10 protein-coding genes are annotated in these 19,575 nt (G+C 72.1%); 3 read left to right on the top strand and 7 right to left on the bottom strand.

Annotation, left to right across the window (positions count from 1 at the left end; genetic code table 11):
* Positions 1 to 48: 48 nt before the first annotated feature.
* The 3 genes from sucD to ACLQ2X_RS09475 form a co-directional block, all read right to left on the bottom strand.
* Positions 49 to 936 (bottom strand): succinate--CoA ligase subunit alpha, encoded by an 888-nt coding sequence (gene sucD, locus ACLQ2X_RS09485; protein WP_425680589.1) that lies wholly within the window; start codon positions 934 to 936, stop codon positions 49 to 51.
* A 2-nt stretch (positions 937 to 938) separates the two neighbouring features.
* Positions 939 to 2,117: an ADP-forming succinate--CoA ligase subunit beta gene (gene sucC, locus ACLQ2X_RS09480; protein ID WP_425680588.1), complete on the bottom strand. Its 1,179-nt coding sequence runs from the start codon at positions 2,115 to 2,117 to the stop codon at positions 939 to 941.
* Positions 2,118 to 2,516: 399 nt separating this feature from the next.
* Positions 2,517 to 2,921: a cobalamin B12-binding domain-containing protein gene (locus ACLQ2X_RS09475; protein WP_425680587.1), complete on the bottom strand. Its 405-nt coding sequence runs from the start codon at positions 2,919 to 2,921 to the stop codon at positions 2,517 to 2,519.
* Between the two features lie 385 nt (positions 2,922 to 3,306).
* Here ACLQ2X_RS09475 and ACLQ2X_RS09470 point away from each other — a divergent pair, with 385 nt between their 5' ends.
* A complete protein-coding gene (locus tag ACLQ2X_RS09470) occupies positions 3,307 to 4,017 on the top strand; it encodes a M23 family metallopeptidase (protein WP_425680586.1) in 711 nt (236 codons plus the stop codon).
* 262 nt (positions 4,018 to 4,279) lie between these two features.
* On the top strand, positions 4,280 to 5,035 hold the full coding sequence (locus tag ACLQ2X_RS09465) for a M23 family metallopeptidase (protein ID WP_425680747.1): 756 nt from the start codon (positions 4,280 to 4,282) through the stop codon (positions 5,033 to 5,035).
* A 27-nt stretch (positions 5,036 to 5,062) separates the two neighbouring features.
* Here ACLQ2X_RS09465 and ACLQ2X_RS09460 read toward each other — a convergent pair whose 3' ends face one another.
* Positions 5,063 to 14,308: a carboxypeptidase regulatory-like domain-containing protein gene (locus ACLQ2X_RS09460; protein ID WP_425680585.1), complete on the bottom strand. Its 9,246-nt coding sequence runs from the start codon at positions 14,306 to 14,308 to the stop codon at positions 5,063 to 5,065.
* Positions 14,309 to 14,418: 110 nt separating this feature from the next.
* The gene (gene pcrA, locus ACLQ2X_RS09455; RefSeq protein WP_425680584.1) at positions 14,419 to 16,812 is read right to left on the bottom strand and encodes a DNA helicase PcrA; all 2,394 of its coding nucleotides are present in this window, start codon (positions 16,810 to 16,812) and stop codon (positions 14,419 to 14,421) included.
* Between the two features lie 288 nt (positions 16,813 to 17,100).
* Here pcrA and ACLQ2X_RS09450 point away from each other — a divergent pair, with 288 nt between their 5' ends.
* Positions 17,101 to 17,454, top strand: coding sequence for a chorismate mutase (locus ACLQ2X_RS09450; protein ID WP_425680583.1), 354 nt, complete (start codon positions 17,101 to 17,103; stop codon positions 17,452 to 17,454).
* A 69-nt stretch (positions 17,455 to 17,523) separates the two neighbouring features.
* Here ACLQ2X_RS09450 and ACLQ2X_RS09445 read toward each other — a convergent pair whose 3' ends face one another.
* Positions 17,524 to 18,540: an ABC transporter ATP-binding protein gene (locus ACLQ2X_RS09445; protein ID WP_425680582.1), complete on the bottom strand. Its 1,017-nt coding sequence runs from the start codon at positions 18,538 to 18,540 to the stop codon at positions 17,524 to 17,526.
* The gene (locus tag ACLQ2X_RS09440; RefSeq protein WP_425680746.1) at positions 18,533 to 19,561 is read right to left on the bottom strand and encodes an ABC transporter ATP-binding protein; all 1,029 of its coding nucleotides are present in this window, start codon (positions 19,559 to 19,561) and stop codon (positions 18,533 to 18,535) included. Before ACLQ2X_RS09440 ends, ACLQ2X_RS09445 begins: the two co-directional genes overlap by 8 nt.
* Positions 19,562 to 19,575 lie beyond the last annotated feature (14 nt).

Raw genomic sequence — 19,575 nt, 5'->3', positions numbered from 1 at the left:
GGTCGACCGGGTTCCGGTCGACCCCCTCGGCGCGTTCAGCGCGGCCGCTCAGCGGCCGGACATGATCTCCCGCATCAGGTTGGCGGTCTCGGTCGGCGTCTTGCCGACCTTGACGCCGACCGCCTCCAGCGCCGCCTTCTTGGCGTCGGCGGTGCCCGCCGAACCGGAGATGATCGCGCCGGCGTGACCCATGGTCTTGCCGGGCGGGGCGGTGAAGCCGGCGATGTAGCCGACCACCGGCTTGGTCACGTTGGCCTTGATGAACTCGGCGGCCCGCTCCTCGGCGTCGCCACCGATCTCACCGATCATGACGATCGCGTCGGTCTCCGGGTCCGCCTCGAACGCGGCCAGGGCGTCGATGTGGGTGGTGCCGATGATCGGGTCACCGCCGATGCCGACGCAGGTGGAGAAGCCGATGTCCCGCAGCTCGTACATCATCTGGTAGGTCAGCGTACCGCTCTTGCTGACCAGGCCGATCCGGCCGGTGCCGGTGATGTCGGCCGGGATGATGCCGGCGTTGGACGCGCCCGGCGAGGCGATGCCCGGGCAGTTCGGGCCGATGATCCGGGTCCGCTCGCCCTGGGCGATGTTGTACGCCCAGAACGCGGCGGTGTCGTGCACCGGCACGCCCTCGGTGATCACCACGGCCAGGTCGATGCCGGCGTCGATCGCCTCGACCACGGCGGCCTTGGTGAACTGCGGCGGCACGAAGATGACCGTGACGTCGGCCCCGGTCGCCTTCATCGCCTCCGCGACGGAGGCGAAGACGGGCAGCTCGGTGCCGTCGAAGTCGACGCTGGTGCCGGCCTTGCGCGGGTTGACGCCGCCGACCACGTCGGTGCCGGCGGCAAGCATCCGCCGGGTGTGCTTGGAACCCTCGGAACCGGTCATCCCCTGCACGATGACCTTGGAGTTCTTGGTCAGCCAGATAGCCATTGTCAGACCCCCGCAGCTGCCAGCTCGGCGGCCCGCTCGGCCGCGCCGTCCATGGTGTCCACCCGCTGGATCAGCGGGTTGGCCGCGCCGTCGAGGATCGCCCGACCGGCCTCGGCGTTGTTGCCGTCGAGGCGGACCACGAGCGGCTTGGTGGCCTTCTCGCCGCGCTGCTCCAGCAGCGCCAGCGCCTGCACGATGCCGTTGGCGACCGCGTCGCACGCGGTGATGCCGCCGAAGACGTTGACGAAGACGCTCTTCACCGACGGGTCGGAGAGCACGATCTCCAGCCCGTTCGCCATCACCTCGGCGCTCGCGCCGCCGCCGATGTCGAGGAAGTTGGCCGGCTTGACGCCGCCGTGCCGCTCACCGGCGTACGCGACCACGTCGAGCGTGGACATGACCAGGCCCGCGCCGTTGCCGATGATGCCGACCTCGCCGTCGAGCTTGACGTAGTTGAGGTCCTTGGCCTTGGCCGCCTGCTCCAGCGGGTCCACCGACGCCTGGTCGACCAGGGCCCCGTGGTCCGGGTGCCGGAACGCGGCGTTCTCGTCCAGGGTGATCTTGGCGTCGAGTAGCAGCAGCTTGCCGTCCTTGGTGGTGGCCAGCGGGTTCACCTCGACAAGCGTGGCGTCCTCGGCGACGAACGCCTGCCACAGCTTCACCGCGACGTCCACGATCTGGTCGGCCACCTCGGCCGGGAAGGCGGCCGCGGCGACGATCTCGCGCGCCTTCGCCTCGTCCACCCCGGTGTTGGCGTCGATCGGGGCCTTGACGACCCGGTCCGGGGTCTCGGCCGCGACCTGCTCGATGTCCATGCCGCCGGCCACGCTGGCGATGCAGAGGAAGGTGCGGTTCGCTCGGTCGAGCAGGTAGGAGAAGTAGTACTCCTCGGCCACGTCCGCGGTCACCGTGATCATGACCTTGTGGACCGTGTGGCCCTTGATGTCCATGCCGAGGATGTCGGTGGCGCGGGCCACCGTCTCCTCCGCGCCCTCGGCCAGCTTCACGCCGCCGGCCTTGCCGCGGCCACCGACCTTCACCTGCGCCTTGACGACCACCCGACCGCCGAGGCGTTCGGCGATCGCGCGGGCCTCCTCCGGGGTAGTGGCGACGCCGCCGGCGAGCACGGGCAAGCCGTGCCGCTCGAACAGGTCCCGCCCCTGGTACTCGTACAGGTCCACGATTGCGCGTCCCGTCCCGTCTCCGCGGCGCGCCGTCGCGCCGCCACCAGCGTTGGAAAATCAGTTTGACGCCTGTCATCAGATGAGACAGGCCGTTTGCCGCAGCCTAACGAGATGGGAACGGGCGGCAACCGAGCGGGTGCGCGGTGTGCGGTAATGCACAGCCGCCCGGGACGACGCGGCCACCGTCGCCGGATCCCGGCGTCAGCCGTACGGGAGATGTGACGGCGGGGGCGTAACCGCTGGTCGGGGGCGTCGTTGAGTGTGATGTCGGAGCGCTGCGAAGCGCGACGGCGGGAGCGGCCGATGCCCTGTCGGTCGAGGGGTGGCGGCGGGGCATCGTGCATAGAGGGGCCGGGCGTGTGAGGGGTGCGTCCGGCCCCTCCCCCGTGCCCGGCGTCAGGCGACCGGCTGGGGGATGTTCTCCCGGACCCACTCGACGATCGACCCGGTGGTGGCGCCCGGCGTGAAGATCTTCGCGACGCCGAGCCGCTGCAGCTCCGGAAGGTCGGCCTCGGGGATGATGCCGCCACCGAAGACCACGATGTCGGTGGCGTCCCGCTCGGCGAGCAGTTCGACCACGCGCTTGAACAGCGTCATGTGCGCGCCGGAGAGCACGGAGAGGCCGACCGCGTCCGCGTCCTCCTGGATGGCCGTCTCCACGATCTGCTCGGGCGTCTGGTGCAGCCCGGTGTAGATGACCTCCATGCCCGCGTCGCGCAGGGCACGGGCGACGACCTTGGCGCCCCGGTCATGGCCGTCCAGGCCGGGCTTAGCGACGACGACCCGGATACGAGAGCTCATCTGCGCACACCTTTCACCTGCACCGACACTGCGGAACTGAACGAACGGTAACCCGCGGGGGCGGGAGGCGGGAAGCCGGCCCGTGTCTTACCGCCCGGCGGCCCGCACCCAAAGCCGGACACCTCCGCCGATCGGTCACTGTCCGCGACGAATGGACAGTCGATTACCCATCCGATCAGCGGCACGAGATACCACAAGCTCGGACGGAAAGGGACATAACGAGTTAGCACTTCGGCGCTTCGGCTTGTGACAGGAGTGGCAGTTGGCTAACGTGACCACGGTTGTCATCAAGTCCACGGACGGGTGACGACGCGACGCCGGAGGTTCACCGAGCTTCACCGAACGGTCCGACGTCGCATCGGATCCCCGACAACGGAGGGTGTGCGTGCGCCAGCGCCTGTCGTCTGAGCCCGATCGCTATCGAGGCCGCCGTCGCGTACCCACCCCACCGCGGAGCCGCTACGCCGCGGTGGTCACCACCGCCTTCGTCGGCGCCGGCATCGTCGCCATCGGCGCGAACGCCCTGCCCGACGCCAAGAGCGTCAACCCGTCGGTCCTCGACGAGCTCCGGCAGGCCTCGGTCGCCAGCCAGGACGCCGCGGACCGCACCGACAGCGCGGATCGCTCGACCCGGTCCGAACGGTCCGACGGCAAGACCGCGGAGCAGGACCTCTGGCTCCTCCCGCTGCACGGCTACGACTTCAAGTCCCCCTACGGGATGCGCTGGGGCAAGCTGCACACCGGCATCGACCTGGTCGCGCCGGAGGGCACGCCCTTCAAGGCGATCCACGCCGGCACGGTGACCAAGGCCGGCTGGTTCGGCGGCTACGGCTACGCGGTGATCGTCAAGCACTCTGACGGCACCGAGGCCATCTACGGCCACTCCTCCACGCTGACCGTCAAGGAGGGCCAGGAGGTCAAGGCCGGTGACCAGCTCGGCCTGGTCGGAAACACCGGCCACTCCTACGGGTCGCACCTGCACCTGGAGATCCATGTCAAGGGCGAGCCGCAGGACCCGGTGGCGTGGCTCAAGGACCGCGGAGTGGACATCCAGTTCGAAGACGAGTCTTTCTACGGGGATGTAGCCCCTTCCTGACTCCCCGTATCGCCCGTTCACCGCCCGGATCATTCGATCCGGGCGGTTTCGCGTGCGGGGAAGTCTGCCACGTCACACCCGCGGGTGTGAGCGACCCCACACCGAGCCGTGATCATCTTCCCCGGCGAACCGCCCAGTCGGCGCAAAGCAGGGCGCGCCACGTCGCCCGCCGCCGACCGACGCCGGAACCCGCCATCGGGCAGATGCCGTGCCGACATGAGTATTTCCAGGTCACGCGCCCCTCGAACTGGTGAAGGATCCCGTGCAGCACAACAGCCCCACCCCGGACAACGCCCCCGCCCGGCACCGGCGCCCCCGCCGCGCCCGGCGCACCGCATACCTGGTCACCGGCGCGGTGGCCGTGCTCGCCCTCGGCATCGGCGGCGTCGTCGCCACCACCGACCGCTCCACCCCCACACCGGCCGCGGTCGACCTCGGCATGCAGGCACGCGTCGACGACGCCGCCCGCGCCGACCGCTCGGCACGCGAGCCGGCCAGCCCGGTCACCCCGTCTGCCACCCCGGCCAGCCCCACCCCGAGCCCAAGCCCGAGCGCCACCAGCCCGAAGCCGAAGAAGACCGCGAAGCCCAAGCCGAAGAAGACCGCGAAGCCCAAACCGAGTTGGGTGATTCCCATGAAGGGCGCGGCGATCACGTCCTGCTACGGCCCCCGGTGGGGTGTGCTGCACGCCGGCATCGACTTCGCCATGCCCGCCGGCACCCCGGTCCGCGCCGCCTTCGGTGGCACGGTGGAGAAGGCCGGCGACATCGGCGACGGGTACGGCATCTCGGTCGTGGTCAACCACGGCAACGGCTACCTCACGCACTACGCCCACCTGAGCACCACCAGGGTGGGTGTGGGCGACAAGGTCACCGCCGGCCGGACCATCGGCCTGGAAGGCTCCACAGGCGATTCCACCGGCCCGCACCTGCACTTCGAGGTGCACCAGGGCCAGATGTGGAACCAGGTCGACCCGGCGCCGTTCCTGCGCGCCCGGGGCGTCGCCGTGGCCTGCTGACACCCCCTCCCACCGCCGACGGCCGACTCACCCGCGGGTGATCCGCCCTCCGTCCAACGGGATCGGCCAGCCGTCGGCGGTGGCCCGGACCTCGACCCGGTAGTCGCCCTTCGGCAGCTTCTTGAACGCCGCCCGGTACCGCCGTTCCGATGGATCCCAGGTCATCCGCTGCTCGCCGGCCACCGCTCCGGCGGCGTCGCGCAGCACCATGACCACTGCGTCGTCCACCCGGGCCGGCGACGCGGTGTCGTCGCGTACCTCGACAGCGGCCACCGTCGTCCCGTTGCCGGACAGGCCGGCGAAGGTGAACCGGCCGGTGTAGCGGACCACCTTCACCACAGGCGACGGCGCCGAAGCGCCCGCGAGGTTGGCGGCCACCGCGGTGAAGCGGTTGGCGCCGGGGCGCAGCGCCACCTCGACCTGGTAGCGCCCGTCCCGGCCCGGGGTCACCGTCGCCACCGGCACACCGTCCCGGTGGATCGCGACCGTGGACCGGAACTCGGCCGTCCCGGTGAGGGTGACCTTCTCCGTCGACACCTTCGGCGCCGGGGCTGCGAGCACCGGCCGTGCGGGTGCCGCCTGGACCGCGTCCCCGGCCCAGCCGACCGCGTTGCGCATCAGCCGTTCGGTCTCGGCGGTCCAGCCGTGGCCGGGACCCATCAGGTCGGTCACCCCGCCGATGCTGACCAGCAGGTGCATGCTGCGGGGGGTGCGGAACTCGTAGGCCACCGCGACGCCCCTGCCGGCGTCGCTCCCGGTGCCGACCGACAGCCTCGCCAGGTACGTGCCGGAGTAGCTGGCGATGTCGCTCCAGTACCCGTCGGGGGCCACGATCGCGGCCGGGTCGGTGATCCCGGCGAACACCGGGTGCGCCCGGTCGACGTCCACGAGCCCCACCGGGCCGTTCCGGTAGCCCTGGCCGCCGACGGTGACCGTGCCATCGCCGTACCGCTCCAGCAGCCGGATGCCGCCGTTTCCGGCGCCCCACGCACCTGTGAACACCAGGCTCACCTCGGCGGCGTCGGCGGCCTCGACGAGCGCGTCGAACTCCTGCTCGCTCGGGTCGCCACCGTTGACCACGACCACCCGGTACTCACGCAGGCGCGCCAGCACCCCGGACCAGTCCGCCGACTCGGCGCCGACTCCCTCGCCGACCAGGAACCCGGTGAGCGCCTTCCGGACGTCACCGAGCACGGCGACGTCGATCCGCTTCAGCGTCACCGGCGCCGCGGCGACCCGGTCGGCCACCACCGCGACGGTGGCCGAACCCTGGAGATGACGATCCGCCGCCACGACCACCCGGTAGTCGCCGGGCACCAGGCGGTCGACTGTGTAACGGCCCTCGGCGTCCGTGGTCGCCGCACCGGCCACCGGCCCGGTCACCGTCACCCGCGCCCCGGCGAGCGCCGTACCGTCCGTGCTGGTGACCGTGCCGGAGACGCTCCCCCGCGGTACGGGCACCAGGTCCACCGGCAGCGTGGCCGTCTCACCGGCCCGCACCGTCACCGTGCTGCTCCGGGTGGCGAAGCCGACCGCGCTGACCTGCACCGTGTACGTCCCGTCCACGAGCGCGACCTGGAACGTGCCGTCCGCGGCGGTCCGCACCGTCGCCCCGGTTTCCACCACCCGCACCTCGGCCCCGGCCAGCGGGGCGCCCGCACCGGTCACCGTGCCGGTGATCCGGCCCTGCCGGGCGTCCAGCGCCCAGGCGACCGCGTTGAGGTAGATCCGGACGGCCTCCGGTGTCCACCTGTCGTCCGGGCGGCCGTAGGAACCCGAGGCCAGCCCTTCGAGCAGGACCTCCACGCTCGACGTGGAGGTGAACTTGACCCCCACCCCGCCGCCGAGCGCCCCGGTGTCCTCCTCACCGATGCTGGCGATGGTCTCGCCCGAGTAGCCGCTGAAGTGCTGCCACTGTTGGCCGTTGCCCTGCGGGTTGCGCATCAGCGGGATCGGCTTGCCGGTCTCGAACCCGGCGAAGACGGGGTGCGGCGCGGACGGGGTGTAGGTGATCGCCATCCCGTCCTCGGTGAAGCCGTCGCTGATCCCGCTGGGGTCGTTGCGGGCGGTGCGCGCCGCCCGGATCGCGCCGGAGCCCCACTGTCCGGTCATGATCACTGACACCTGCGCCTCCGCCGCGGCGGCGAGGAAGGCGTTCAGCTCGGCCGCGGTTGGCGCGGCGCCACTGCCGTTGAGCACCACCGCCTCGACCTGACCCAGCTCGGGGATGTGCAGGTGGATGTCGGCCCAGTTCCACTTCCGCACCTGGTAGCCGTTCCCGGTCAGCAGCGTGGTGACCTCGCCACCGTTCGAGTCACCGGCCACGGCCAGCACCCGGGACACCTCAAGCCGTACGTCGGCCACGGTGGACTCCCCCGCCCGCACCGTCACGGCCGGTCGGGCCAGGGCGTACCCGGCGGCCCGGACCAGCAGGGTGTGCTCGCCGATCGGCACGCCGGCGATCCGGTAGGTGCCGTCGGCGTCGGTGGTCGCGGTGAGCGGGGTGCCCACGACGGTCACCGTGGCACCGGCGACCGCCGCGCCCCCGGCGGTCCGCACCGTGCCCCCGACGGTGCCGTTCGGGGCGACCGGCAGGGTGACGTCGATCGTCGGGGTGTCACCGGCGGCCACGGTCACCCGGCGCTCGACGCTCTGGTGACCGAATGTGCTCACCCGAACGGTCCAGGTGCCCGGCTGCACCGGCAGCGCGTAGCTGCCGTCGGCCCGGGCGGTGACCGCCGCGCCGGTCTCGACCAGTGTGACGGTGGCCGCGATCGGCTCACCGGTCCCGCCGGTGCGGACCGTGCCCCGCACGGTCGCGGCCAGCGGCGGTGCGTCCAGGGCGTACCGCAGGGCGTTGTGGAACAGCAGCTCGGTCTGCGGGGTCCAGTTGCGGGCCGGCTGGTCGGCCCGCGCCGGATAGCCGTAGGTGCTTATCGACATGGTGGACAGCAGCACGTCCACCGAGCCGGCGGACCGGCCTCGGTAGCCGATGGTCCCGCCGCGTTCGCCCTGGGCGCCGGTGACCAGGTTGGCCACCGTCACGCCGGAGAACTCGGAGTAGTAGGCGTACTCGGCATCGTCCCTGGTCAGCGCGGCGGTCGAGCCGGCCGGGAAGCCCGCGGTCAGCGGATGGTCGACCAGGATCTTCGCCTGGACCGGGCCGTCGAGCCGGTCGTCGGCCCGCACCCGCGGGTCACCCTCGTACGCGGTCAGGTATTTGAGCGCACCCCGGCCGGACTGGTCCAGCCAGACGACAGGCACGTCGGCCCGGACCACCGCGTCGGTGAACGCGCGCCAGCCGGCGGCCCCCGGGTCCGTGCCCGTGCTCGCCGGCAGATTGGCCAGCACCAGGTCGTAGTCGCCGACCTTGGACACGTCGGCCCAGGTCAGGTCCTCCGCCTGGTAGCCCCACTCGACAAGGTGCGCCTTCGCCCGGCCCTCGAAGTCGCCGAGCACGGCGACCCTGGCCGTGGGCAGCAGCGCGAGGGCCAGCGCGGTACTGGCGCCCTCGTTCACCACCACGTCCGGGAAGACCTGGCGGAGGTGACCGGCGGCGGTCACCCGCACCGAGTACCGCCCGGCGGTCACGATCGGCAGGACGAACCGGCCGTCCGGGCCGGTGGTCGCGGCCCGTGGCGCACCGTCCACCTCGACCCGGGCGCCTGGCAGCGGAGCGCCGGTGGCCCGGTCGGTGACCAGGCCGGTGACCGTGCCGACCGCGCCGGGGGTGAGGGCGATCTCGGCGTTCTCGACCTGGCCGGCGGCGAACGTCACCCGCTGGGTGTGTACCCGGTAGCCGAACGCCTTGACCTCAAGGGTGTAGGTGCCGGCCGGGTGCGCGACGGAGAGCCGGCCGTTCCCGATGACCTGGGCCGGGGTGTCGGTTTCCACGATCCGGGCGCTGAGCCCGGCCGCCTCGCCGTCGGCGCCGGTGACCCGGGCCTCGTAGCCGCCCAGCCCCGGCGAGGCGGCCCACTTCACGGCGTTGAGGAACACCCGCTTGCCGTCGGCGCTCCACCCGTCGGACGGGCTGGCGAAGCTGCTGGCCGACAGCCCGGACAGCAGCAGCCGGAGGCTGGTCGCGGTGCGCGGCTCGAAGGACGCGCCCCCGCCGAGCACGCCGCTGCCGCTGGTGCCGAAGTCGGCGAGCTTGAACCCGGTGTGTCCGGTGTAGTAGCCCGCCCACGAATCGGTGACGAGGATCTTCGCCGGGTTGCCCACCCCGGCGAACAGGGGGTGCGCCGGGTCGACAGGCGTCAGCTGTGGGTCTCCGGCGTTGGACGTGGTGTCCCGGCCGGTCGGGTTGCCCAGATGGGCGCGGAGCAGGCCGGCCCCGCCGCCGTTGTTGCCGCTCAGCGCGTGCTCGATGAAGATGCCGGACACGCCGGCAGCGTCCAACTTGTCGAGGGCGGCGAGGAACGCGGGCCGGCCCGGGTTGGTCGGGGTGTTGAACACCACCACGTCGTAGCGGTCGAGCTGGTCCAGCGCCTCCCAGCCGGTCGCCGTGGCCGCCACCTCGTTGGCCTTCAGGAGCGCGGTCAACTCGTTGTCCACCACGTCCCGGCTGTCCCCGACCACCGCGACCCGCAGGGCCCGGGCCAGTTCCACGTCCGTGGTGGTCACCCGGGCGTCGGTGACCGTGCTGGTCACCGTGCTGGTGACGTAGCCGGCCGCGGTCGTGCGCAGCCGGTAGGTGCCGCCGGGCACCTCGGAGAAGGTGAACCGGCCGTCGGCGGCGGTGGTGGCCGACCGGTCGAGGCCGAGCATCGTGACGGCGGCCCCGGCGACCGGCTCGCCGCCGCTGCGCACCACACCGGTGATCGTGCCCAGCCCCGAGGAGAGCAGGGTCAGGTCGGTGGTGGTGCTGCCCTGGTCGGCGACCGTGACCCGGGCCTCGCGGGTGGTGAAGCCGACCGCCTCCACCCGCAGGGTGTAGGTGCCCGCGGGCAGCAGCACCGAGTAGCTGCCGTCCCCGCCGGCGGCGACCCGGTCCCCGGTCTCCACCACGCTCACCGTGGCGGCCACCGCCGCGCCGTCCGCCTCGGTGATCCGGCCGGTCGCCGTCCCGTAGCTGGCCGCCAGCGCGTAGGCGATCGCGTTGTCGAGCACCGTGTAGGCGGCCGGCTGCCAGCCGTTGCCCGGCCCGGTCCACGGGCTCACCGCACCGGCGGAGAGCAGCACGTGCGCGCTGCCCGGGGTACGCGGCTGGTAGCCGATGGTGGAGCCGGTCACCTCGGTCGCGCCGACGTACAGGTCGGCGACCGAGTGACCCCGGTAACCGGAGAACCAGGCGTACTCGCGGTCCGTGGTGATCAGCGGGGTCCGTACCCCGATCGGCAGCCCCCTGGTGAGCGGGTGGCCGGCCCGGGCGATGACGCTGACCTCCCCGTCGACGTCACCGGTGCCGACGGTCGGCGGGTCGCCGGTGTAGCGGGACAGGTGCGACAACGAGCCGTAGTTGTTGCCCCAGGTGTCCAGGAAGACCACGCTGGTGCCCGCGGCGTCCGCATTGGTCAGGAACCGTTTGAACACCTCCGCGCCCGGGTCGTCCACCGCGCCGTTGGCCACCACCACCGGGTAGTCGCCCGGCCGGTCGGCGATCGCGGCGATCGTGGTCGCCTCGACCCGGTGCCCCTTCGAGGTGAGCAGCTTCGTCAACGTGCCCTCGTAGTCCCCGGTCACCGCGATCTGGTAGCGCTGGAGGGTGAGGTCCCGGACCGAGTCCTCACCTTCGGCGACCGTCACCGGTTTCTGGTACGGCGCGTACCCGTCGCGCGTCCCCCGCAGCTCGTGGGTGCCGGCCGCCACCTCGGCGAACGTGTACCGTCCGGCGCTGTCGGTGACGGTGCTGGGCAACGGGGTGCCGGTCAGCGCGACGGTCGCCCCGGCCAGCGGCCTGTCCGCCCCGTCGGTGACCACGCCGGACAGCGAGCCGGCCGCGACCGGTTCGAGGTTCACGTCGACGGTGCGGGTCCGCCCCGGGCGGGCGGACACGTCGCGGCTGGCGGTGCGGTGGCCGTACGCCGAGATCTCCAGCCGCCAACTGCCCGCACGGTGCCGCAGGGTGTACGCGCCGGTGGCCGGATCGGTCCGGACCGTCTCGCCGGTCTGCACGACCCGGACGGCGGCGGACAGCGGCGCCCCGCCGACTCCGGTGATCTTCCCGCTGACGGTCGCCGGTGACTCGAACATGGTGAGCTGTCCGTTGCGGGCGGCGACCACAAGCCTTCCGTCGGCGAACGCGGGTGCGGCGAGCACGCTCTCACCCAGCGTCACCTCCCACCGCAACGCCCCGGTGTACGCGTCCAGCGCCCACGCCCGGCGGTCCAGCTGCGATCCACCGAACACCACACCGTCCGCCACCGCCATCGCGTTGCTCACCGCCGAGCCGGCCGGCGTCACCCAACGCCGGGCACCGGTGCCGCGGTCGTACGCCGCGACCCAGGCGTTCGCGTGCGAGCCGGCGATAACCAGGCCGTCGTGGACGTTCGGGGCGCTGCCGGAGGCGTCACCGTGCCCGGCGGCCTCCCAGCGCAGCGCGCCGCTGGCCGCGTCGACGGCGAGCAGACTGCCCGCCCCGGTGTCGAAGTTGGCGGTGCCCACGTAGACGGTGCCGTCGGCGTACGTCGGCATCGCGGCGAACGAGTCGGCGGTGCGGGCCAGCGCCCACTTCTGCGCGCCGGTGGCGGCGTCCAGTGCCACCAGCCGGCGGGCGTCGTAGCTCGCCGCGAAGACGGTACCGGCGGCGACCGCCGGGGCGAAGTAGATCTGGCTGCCGATGAACGACCGCCAGCGCAGCGCGCCGGTGCCGGCGTCGAGTGCGTACACCCAACCGCCGTCGCCCTCGCCCCAGCCGGTGCCGAAGTAGACCGTGTCGCCGACCACTGTCGGCGTGGTGTAGTTCAGGTTGTCACCTGTCGGATACGTCCACACCGGCGTTCCGGTCGCCGCGTCCAGGGCGTAGAACACCTGGTCGTTCCCGCCGCCGAGGTAGACCTTGCCGCCGGCCACCGCCGGGGTGCCCCGCATCAGGTCTCCGCCGCTGAACCGCCACAGTTCGGCGCCGTCGCCGAGGGCGCGGGCGTGCATCTGCCCGTCCTCGGTGATCAGGTAGACCCGGTCGTCCGCGACGATCGGCGAGCTGAACACCGCCTGGCCACCCGGCACGTCGACCTGCCACCGTGCGGTGAGCGCCTCCGGTCGCACCGGGTCGGCCGAGTGGCCGCTGCGCCGCGGGTTGTTCTGGTATTCGCGCCAGCCCGGTGTCGAGTCCACGTCCAGCGCGGCCAGGGTGAAGTCGACTGTGGTGTCCCGGGTGACGGGCTGCTCCACCGACCGCCGGGCGTACCCGGTGAGCTGCGCCGAGACCGGATAGGTCCCGGCCGCGACCGACACCGTGTACTTCCCGTCCGGGCCGGTGTGGACCGGTGCCAGTGGCGTCCCGCCGATCCTGACCTCGACGTCGGCCAGCGGTGCGCCGCCGACCGCCCGTACCGTGCCGGAGACGGTGTGCACGGCGGCCGCGGCGAGCGTGACGTCCAGGCCGTGGGTGCCGTCGACGACCACGGTGACCCGCTTCTCCTGCGGCACCGAGCCGTAGGCGGCGAAGCGCACGGTCCAGGTGCCGGCCTTGACCCGCAGCTCGTAGGAGCCGGTCGCCCGGTCGGCGGTGGTGCTGAGGCCGAGTTCGGGGATGCTGACGGTGGCGGCCAGCGGGCCTTCCGGGCCGCGTACGGTGCCGCTGACGGTCCCGCTGTACCGGGCCGACTCGATGGCCGCGCGGGCGTCGACGATGCCGGCGCCGTAGTTGCTGTCGGGCAGTTTGCCCATGTGCGGCTCGGTACGCGCGGTGGAGGTCAGCAGCTCACGGACGGCATCGACGGAGAGGTCCGGCTTGGCCTGCAGCAGCAGCGCGATGACGCCTGTGACATGCGGCGTCGCCATGCTGGTGCCGCTGATGGTGTGGTACCCGTCCGGGTCCAGCGCCCGGGGCCAGGTGGAGTAGATGTCCTTGCCGGGCGCGCTCACCTGCGGCTTCTGGAGCTGGACACCGTCCCAGGTCGGTGAGCCGCGGCTGCTGAACGAGGCGATGCGGTCGTTGACGTCGGTCGCGCCGACCGCGAACGACTGCGGGAAGCTCCCGGGCGAGCCGACGGTCATCGGGCCGGGCCCGTTGTTACCGGCCGCGAAGTTCGGGAAGATGCCGGCCGCCACCCAGGCGTTGACGTCCTCCCAGAAGTCGGTGCGGTAGGCGTCGTCCGCGCCCCACGAGTTGTTCACCACGTCCGGCGCCTTGGCCGGGTCGCCGCCGGGGGCGAGCATCCACTCGAAGGAGGCGTGGATGCCGCTCGACGTCGCCTGCCCCGCGTCGTTGAAGATCTTGGCGGCGATCCACTCGGCGCCCGGGGCCACGCCTGTCACCTTGCCCGGCGGCGCGCCGACGATCGTGCCGGCCACGTGCGTGCCGTGCCCACTGCCGTCCCCCGGCGTCGGATAATTGTCGCCGGTGGCGTTGAACCAACTGTGCGCGTGGTCGCCGTCGCGCCCCCGGTAGGAGCCGGCCAGCGCCGGGTGCCCGACGTCGACCCCGCCGTCCATGATGCCGACGACGACGCCCCTGCCGGTGAAACCGTAGTCGGCCCACACGTCGGTGGCCCGCACCTTCTCCAGGCCCCAGGTCGGCAGCCGCGGCTCACCGGCGGTCGTGTCGGGCAGCGTGTACCGCTCGTCCAGGCTGATGCTCTCGACGTCCGGGCTGGCGGCGAGCCGGTCCAACGCGCCGGCGGACACCGTCGCCGAGACGCCGTTGAAGACCCAGAAAGGGCGCACCCTGGTGGCGCCGGCCGCGGCGAGCAGCTGGCGCACTCCGCCCTGCGTCCGGGCGGCCTTGTCCTTCAGCGCGGTGACCACGGTCGCGCCGCGGACCCGTTGGTCGGTGGTGTTGCGGGTCCGGCTGGCCACGTCCGACAGGTTCACCTGGTCGCGCAGCCGGATGACCACGCCGACCTTGCCGTCGGCACGTACCGCTTCGGTCGCCTCCGGATCCAGCTTCGGGCGCTGCGGCTTCTCGCCGACGAGCGCGGCGGCCGGACCGGTCCTGGTGCCGATGGTCGCCGCGGGGCGCTGCGCGGCCGGGATGCCGTCGCGCAACGAGACCCGGCCGTCGGCCGCACGCGCCGCGGGGGCCGCGCCCGCCGGCGTCGGTACGCCGAGCGCGCCCAGTGCCAACGCGATGACTACAGAGTGGACAAGCTTCGGGCGCAGGGCCACCGCACGGCCTCCTACCAGCTGTGACACGGGTGCCCATATTGGTTCATTCGCGTTGGCGGATGTCTACAGCGGAACAGGCGGAGTTCGGAGGTTTTTTGCCGCCGGTCGGGTCAGAGTTTGTCGATCGGCGCGTGCCGCAGCACCAGCCACATGGTCTGGTCACCGAAGTCGATCTGCGCCCGCGCCCCCGGCCCGGCGCCCTCGACCGCCAACACCCGGCCCAGGCCGTAGCGCTGGTGGTTGACCCGGTCGCCGACCGAGACCTTCGGAGCCTGCTTCAACTCGCTCGCGGTGGACAACCGGCTGGCGTCCACGCCGAGCCGCTTCGCCAACTCGGTCGCCTTGGGGGTGCCGCCGGAGAAACCGCCGCGGCCCACCCGGTCCGCCCGGCCGCCGACGCCACCGCCCCCGCCACCCCACGAGGTGTACGACCCCTCGGTGCGCTCCCAGCGGACCAGCTCCGGCGGCAGCTCCTCCAGGAAGCGGGACGGCGGGTTGTAGGCCGGCGCACCCCAGGCCGACCGGGTCACCGCACGGGACAGGTAGAGACGCTGGCGGGCCCGGGTGATGCCCACGTACGCCAGGCGGCGCTCCTCCTCCAGCTCGCGGGTGTCACCGAGTGAACGAAGGTGCGGGAAGACGCCGTCCTCCAGGCCGGTCAGGAAGACCACCGGGAACTCCAGGCCCTTGGCCGTGTGCAGCGTCATCAGGGTCACCACGCCCTGGTGGTCGGGGTCGTCGGCCGGGATCTGGTCGGCGTCGGCGACAAGCGCCACCTGCTCCAGGAACCCGGCCAGCGTGGCGCGCTCGTCGTCGGCGCCCAACGCCTCGACCCGTTCGGTGTACTCCCGGGCGACGCTCACCAGTTCCTGGAGGTTGTCCACCCGGCCGGCGTCCTGCGGGTCGAGGCTCTCCTCCAGCTCGGCGAGGTAGCCGGAGCGGGTCAGCACCGCCTCCAGCACCGCCTCCGGGGTGCCGGTGGCGGCCACCTCGCGTGCCGCGTCGAGCAGCCCGACGAAATCGGCGATGCCGTTCGCCGCCCGGGTGGAGATGCCCGGCGCGTCCTTGGCCCGGCGCAGCGCGGCGCCGAAGGAGACGCGGTCCCGGGAGGCCAGCGCCTCCACGCACGCCTCGGCCCGCTCGCCGATGCCCCGGCGCGGGGTGTTGAGGACCCGGCGCAGGCTCACCGTGTCGTCGTCGTTGACCACCGCGCGCAGGTAGGCGAGCGCGTCGCGGACCTCCTTGCGCTCGTAGAAGCGCACCCCGCCGACCACCTTGTAGGGCAGGCCGACCCGGATGAAGACCTCCTCGAACACCCGGGACATGGCGTTGGTGCGGTAGAAGACGGCCACGTCGCCGGGACGGGTGTCACCGTCGTCGACCAGCCGGTCGATCTCCCGGGCCACCCAGTCCGCCTCGGCGTGCTCGGTGTCGGCGACGTACCCGACGATCTGCTCGCCGGCCCCGGCGTCGCTCCACAGCCGCTTCGGCTTGCGGGAGGTGTTGCGGTCGATGACCGCGTTCGCCGCGTTCAGAATGGTCTGGGTCGACCGGTAGTTCTGCTCCAGCAGGATCGTGCGGGCGTCGGTGAAGTCCCGCTCGAACTCCAGGATGTTGCGGATGGTCGCGCCGCGGAACGCGTAGATGGACTGGTCGGCGTCGCCGACCACGCAGAGTTCGGCCGGCGGGATCCCCTCGGTGCCGGAGACCAGCTCCTTGATCAGCACGTACTGGGCGTGGTTGGTGTCCTGGTATTCGTCCACCAGCACGTGCCGGAACCGCCGCCGGTAGCTCTCCGCCACGTGCGGGTGGGACTGGAGCAGGTGCACCGTTGTCATGATCAGGTCGTCGAAGTCCAGCGCGTGCGCCTCCCGCAACCGCCGCTGGTAGAGCGTGTACGCCTCGGCCAGGGCCCGCTCGTTGGGGCCCTGGGCCCGGCCGGCGAACCCCTCCGGGTCGACCAGCTCGTTCTTCAGGTTGGACACCTGGGCGGCCAGGCCCCGGGCCGGGTAGCGCTTCGGGTCCAGGTCCAGCTCGCGGGCGACCATCTGCATCAGCCGGCGGGAGTCGTCGGCGTCGTAGATCGAGAACGTCGACTTCAGCCCGGCGTGCTCGTGCTCGGCGCGCAGGATGCGTACGCAGGCCGAGTGGAACGTCGACACCCACATCATCCGGGCGCGCGGGCCGACCAGCACGGCCACCCGCTCCTTCATCTCGCCGGCGGCCTTGTTCGTGAAGGTGATCGCGATGATCTCGCCGGGATGCGCGTCGCGGGCGGCGAGCAGGTAGGCGATCCGGTTGGTCAACACACGGGTCTTGCCGGAGCCGGCACCGGCCACGATGAGCAGCGGGGAACCGGCATGGGTCACCGCGTCCCGCTGGGGGCCGTTCAGGCCGTCGAGGAGTGCCTGCGGATCGGACCCGGCGCCCGCGGGGCGGCGGGGCGGGGTCGGCCGGGACTCCGGCGCGGACGGGGACGCGGGGATGTCGAAGAGAGGATGCATCGCAGCCCGAGTCTATGCCGCCGGCCGGACAGTTCCCCGCCCGCGCGGCCGGTCGCGCGGGCGGCATCCCGTCCCACCTGTTGGTGCGTTTCCTTGCGCGCCCGCCCCGACGGTCGGCATACTCGACGCGTGCTCGATCAGCGCTTCTCCTTTTACTACGGCACCGGGAGTCCGGCAGCCGTGGGTCGCGCCTGATCACAGACCTACGAAACGCCCCGGGCTCCCAGAGCCCGGGGCGTTCTCGTTCCGGGATCCGGGTACCGGGCCCGAGCCCCGAGAGGGACGACGATGATGACTGACGTGGTGGAGTCCAGCGGCAGCAGGGCGGGGCAGGGCCGGCCGGGCGGTGGCGACCCGACCGGGGCCGCGGCGGCCCCCACCGGCACCGGCGACTCGGCGGCGGCGCAGCGGATCGACGAGATCCGGCAGCGGATCGACGAGATCGACCGCACGATCCTCGCGCTCTGGCGGGAGCGGGCCACGCTGTCCCAGGAGGTCGGCGCGACCCGGATGGCCTCCGGCGGGACCCGGCTGGTGCTCTCCCGCGAGCGGGAGATCCTGGAACGCTTCCGGGCGGAACTGGGCGCCGACGGCACCCAACTCGCGCTCCTGCTGCTGCGCGCCGGCCGCGGCCCGCTGTGACCGCCGCTGCACAGACGACGGACCGCCCACCGGCGTCGCGCTGACACCGATGGGCGGTCCGGTTTCGGATCAGGCCACCTCGTGGGTGACGACGATCTGCCGCTTCTCCGCGAAGTGGCAGGCGCTCGGGTGGTCCGAGCCCGGCCGGATCTGCAGCAGCGGCACTTCCTGGGCGCAGACGTCCTGCGCCTTCCAGCACCGGGTGCGGAACCGGCAGCCCGAGGGCGGGCTGACCGGCGACGGGACGTCACCCTGGAGGCGGATGATCGCCTTGTTGTCCCGCACGGTCGGGTCCGGCACCGGCACCGCCGACAGCAGCGCCTGGGTGTACGGGTGGGTCGGCCGCTCGTAGATCTCGTCCTCGGTGCCGATCTCCACCATCTTGCCCAGGTACATCACGGCGACCCGGTCGGACAGGTGGCGCACGACCGACAGGTCGTGGGCAATGAAGACGTACGACAGGCCCAGCTCACCCTGGAGCTTCTCCAGCAGGTTCATCACCTGCGCCTGGATGGAGACGTCCAGCGCCGACACCGGCTCGTCGCAGACGATCACCTCGGGCCGCAGCGCCAGCGCCCGGGCGATGCCGATGCGCTGCCGCTGGCCGCCGGAGAACTGGTGCGGATACCGGTTGATGTGCTCCGGGTTGAGGCCGACCAGGTCGAGCAGTTCCTTGACCTTGCCGCGCCGGCTGCCCCGGGGCGCCACCTCGGAGTGGATCTCGAACGGCTCGCCGATCAGGTCACCGACCGTCATCCGCGGGTTGAGCGAGGTGTACGGGTCCTGCATCACCAGCTGGATCTGCCGACGCAGCCGGCGCAGCGCGCCGCCGGACAGCTTGGAGATGTCCTGCCCCTTGAAGAGCACCTGACCGGCGGTGGGCTTCTCCAGGTTCATCAGCACCCGGGCCAGCGTCGACTTGCCGCAGCCGGACTCGCCGACCACGCCGAGCGTCTCGCCCGCCTTCAGCTCGAACGAGACGCCGTCGACCGCCTTGACCTGCCCGATGGTCTTCTTGAACACGACGCCCCGGGTCACCGGGTAGTGCTTGACCAGGTCGCGAACCTCGATGATGTGCTCAGACACGGTTCACCAGCTCCTCGGCGAAGTGGCAGGCGCTGGCCCGGCCGTTGCCCAGCTGAAGCAGCGGCGGAACGTTCTCCCGGCACACCGGCTGCGCCATCGGACAGCGCGGGTTGAACGGACAGCCCGGCGGGATGTTCATCAGGTTCGGCGGGAGGCCCTTGATGGTCCGGAGCTCCTGCCCCTTCTCGTCCAACCGCGGGATCGACTCGAGCAGCCCGAGGGTGTACGGGTGCGCCGGCTTGGCGTACAAATCGTAGACGTCGGCTTCCTCGACGATCCGGCCGGCGTACATGACCGCGATCCGGTCCGCGACGTCGGCGACCACGCCGAGGTCGTGGGTGATCAGGATCATGCCCATCTGCCGTTCCCGCTGGAGTTCGCCGAGCAGGTCCATGATCTGGGCCTGCACGGTCACGTCCAGCGCGGTGGTCGGCTCGTCGGCGATCAGCACCTCCGGGTCCAGCGCCAGCGACATGGCGATCATGGCGCGCTGCCGCATACCGCCGGAGAACTGGTGCGGGAAGTTGCTGAACCGACCCTTGGCGTTGGGGATCTTCACCTGGTCGAGCATCTCGATCGCGCGCTTCTTGGCGTCCGCGCGGCTGAGGCCGCGCCGGATGCGGAACTGCTCGGCGATCTGGAAGCCGACGGTGAAAACCGGGTTGAGGGCGGAGAGCGAGTCCTGGAAGATCATGGCGATGCCCTCGCCACGGATCCGCCGCCGCTGCTCGGCGGACATTTTCAGCATGTCCCTGCCGTGGAAGCGGACCTGACCGCCGGTGACGAAGCCCGGCGGGGTGTCCAGGATGCCCATGATGGTCTGCGCGGTGACGCTCTTGCCGGAGCCGGACTCGCCGAGCACGGCGAGGGTCTCCCCCGCGTCGACGTGGTACGTGACTCCGTTGATGACCTTGGCGACGCCGTCCCGGGTACGGAACTCCACCCGAAGGCCGTCGACCTCGAGCAGGCGGCCCGAAGGGCGGCCGGAGCCGTCGGCGCCGGGCGCGGACTGCTCGGACACGAGAATGTCGGACA

The sequence above is a fragment of the Micromonospora sp. DT31 genome (assembly GCF_049841795.1).
Taxonomy (GTDB): Bacteria; Actinomycetota; Actinomycetes; order Mycobacteriales; family Micromonosporaceae; genus Micromonospora.
The sequence above is the reverse complement of the archived record's forward strand: the minus strand, read 5'-3'. Positions and strand labels throughout refer to the sequence as shown.

Coding starts and splice junctions, on each gene's coding strand:
- pcrA (WP_425680584.1), bottom strand. CDS start 16,812: ATGCATCCTCTCTTCGACATCCCCGCGTCCCCGTCCGCGCCGGAGTCC.
- ACLQ2X_RS09475 (WP_425680587.1), bottom strand. CDS start 2,921: ATGAGCTCTCGTATCCGGGTCGTCGTCGCTAAGCCCGGCCTGGACGGC.
- ACLQ2X_RS09450 (WP_425680583.1), top strand. CDS start 17,101: ATGATGACTGACGTGGTGGAGTCCAGCGGCAGCAGGGCGGGGCAGGGC.
- sucD (WP_425680589.1), bottom strand. CDS start 936: ATGGCTATCTGGCTGACCAAGAACTCCAAGGTCATCGTGCAGGGGATG.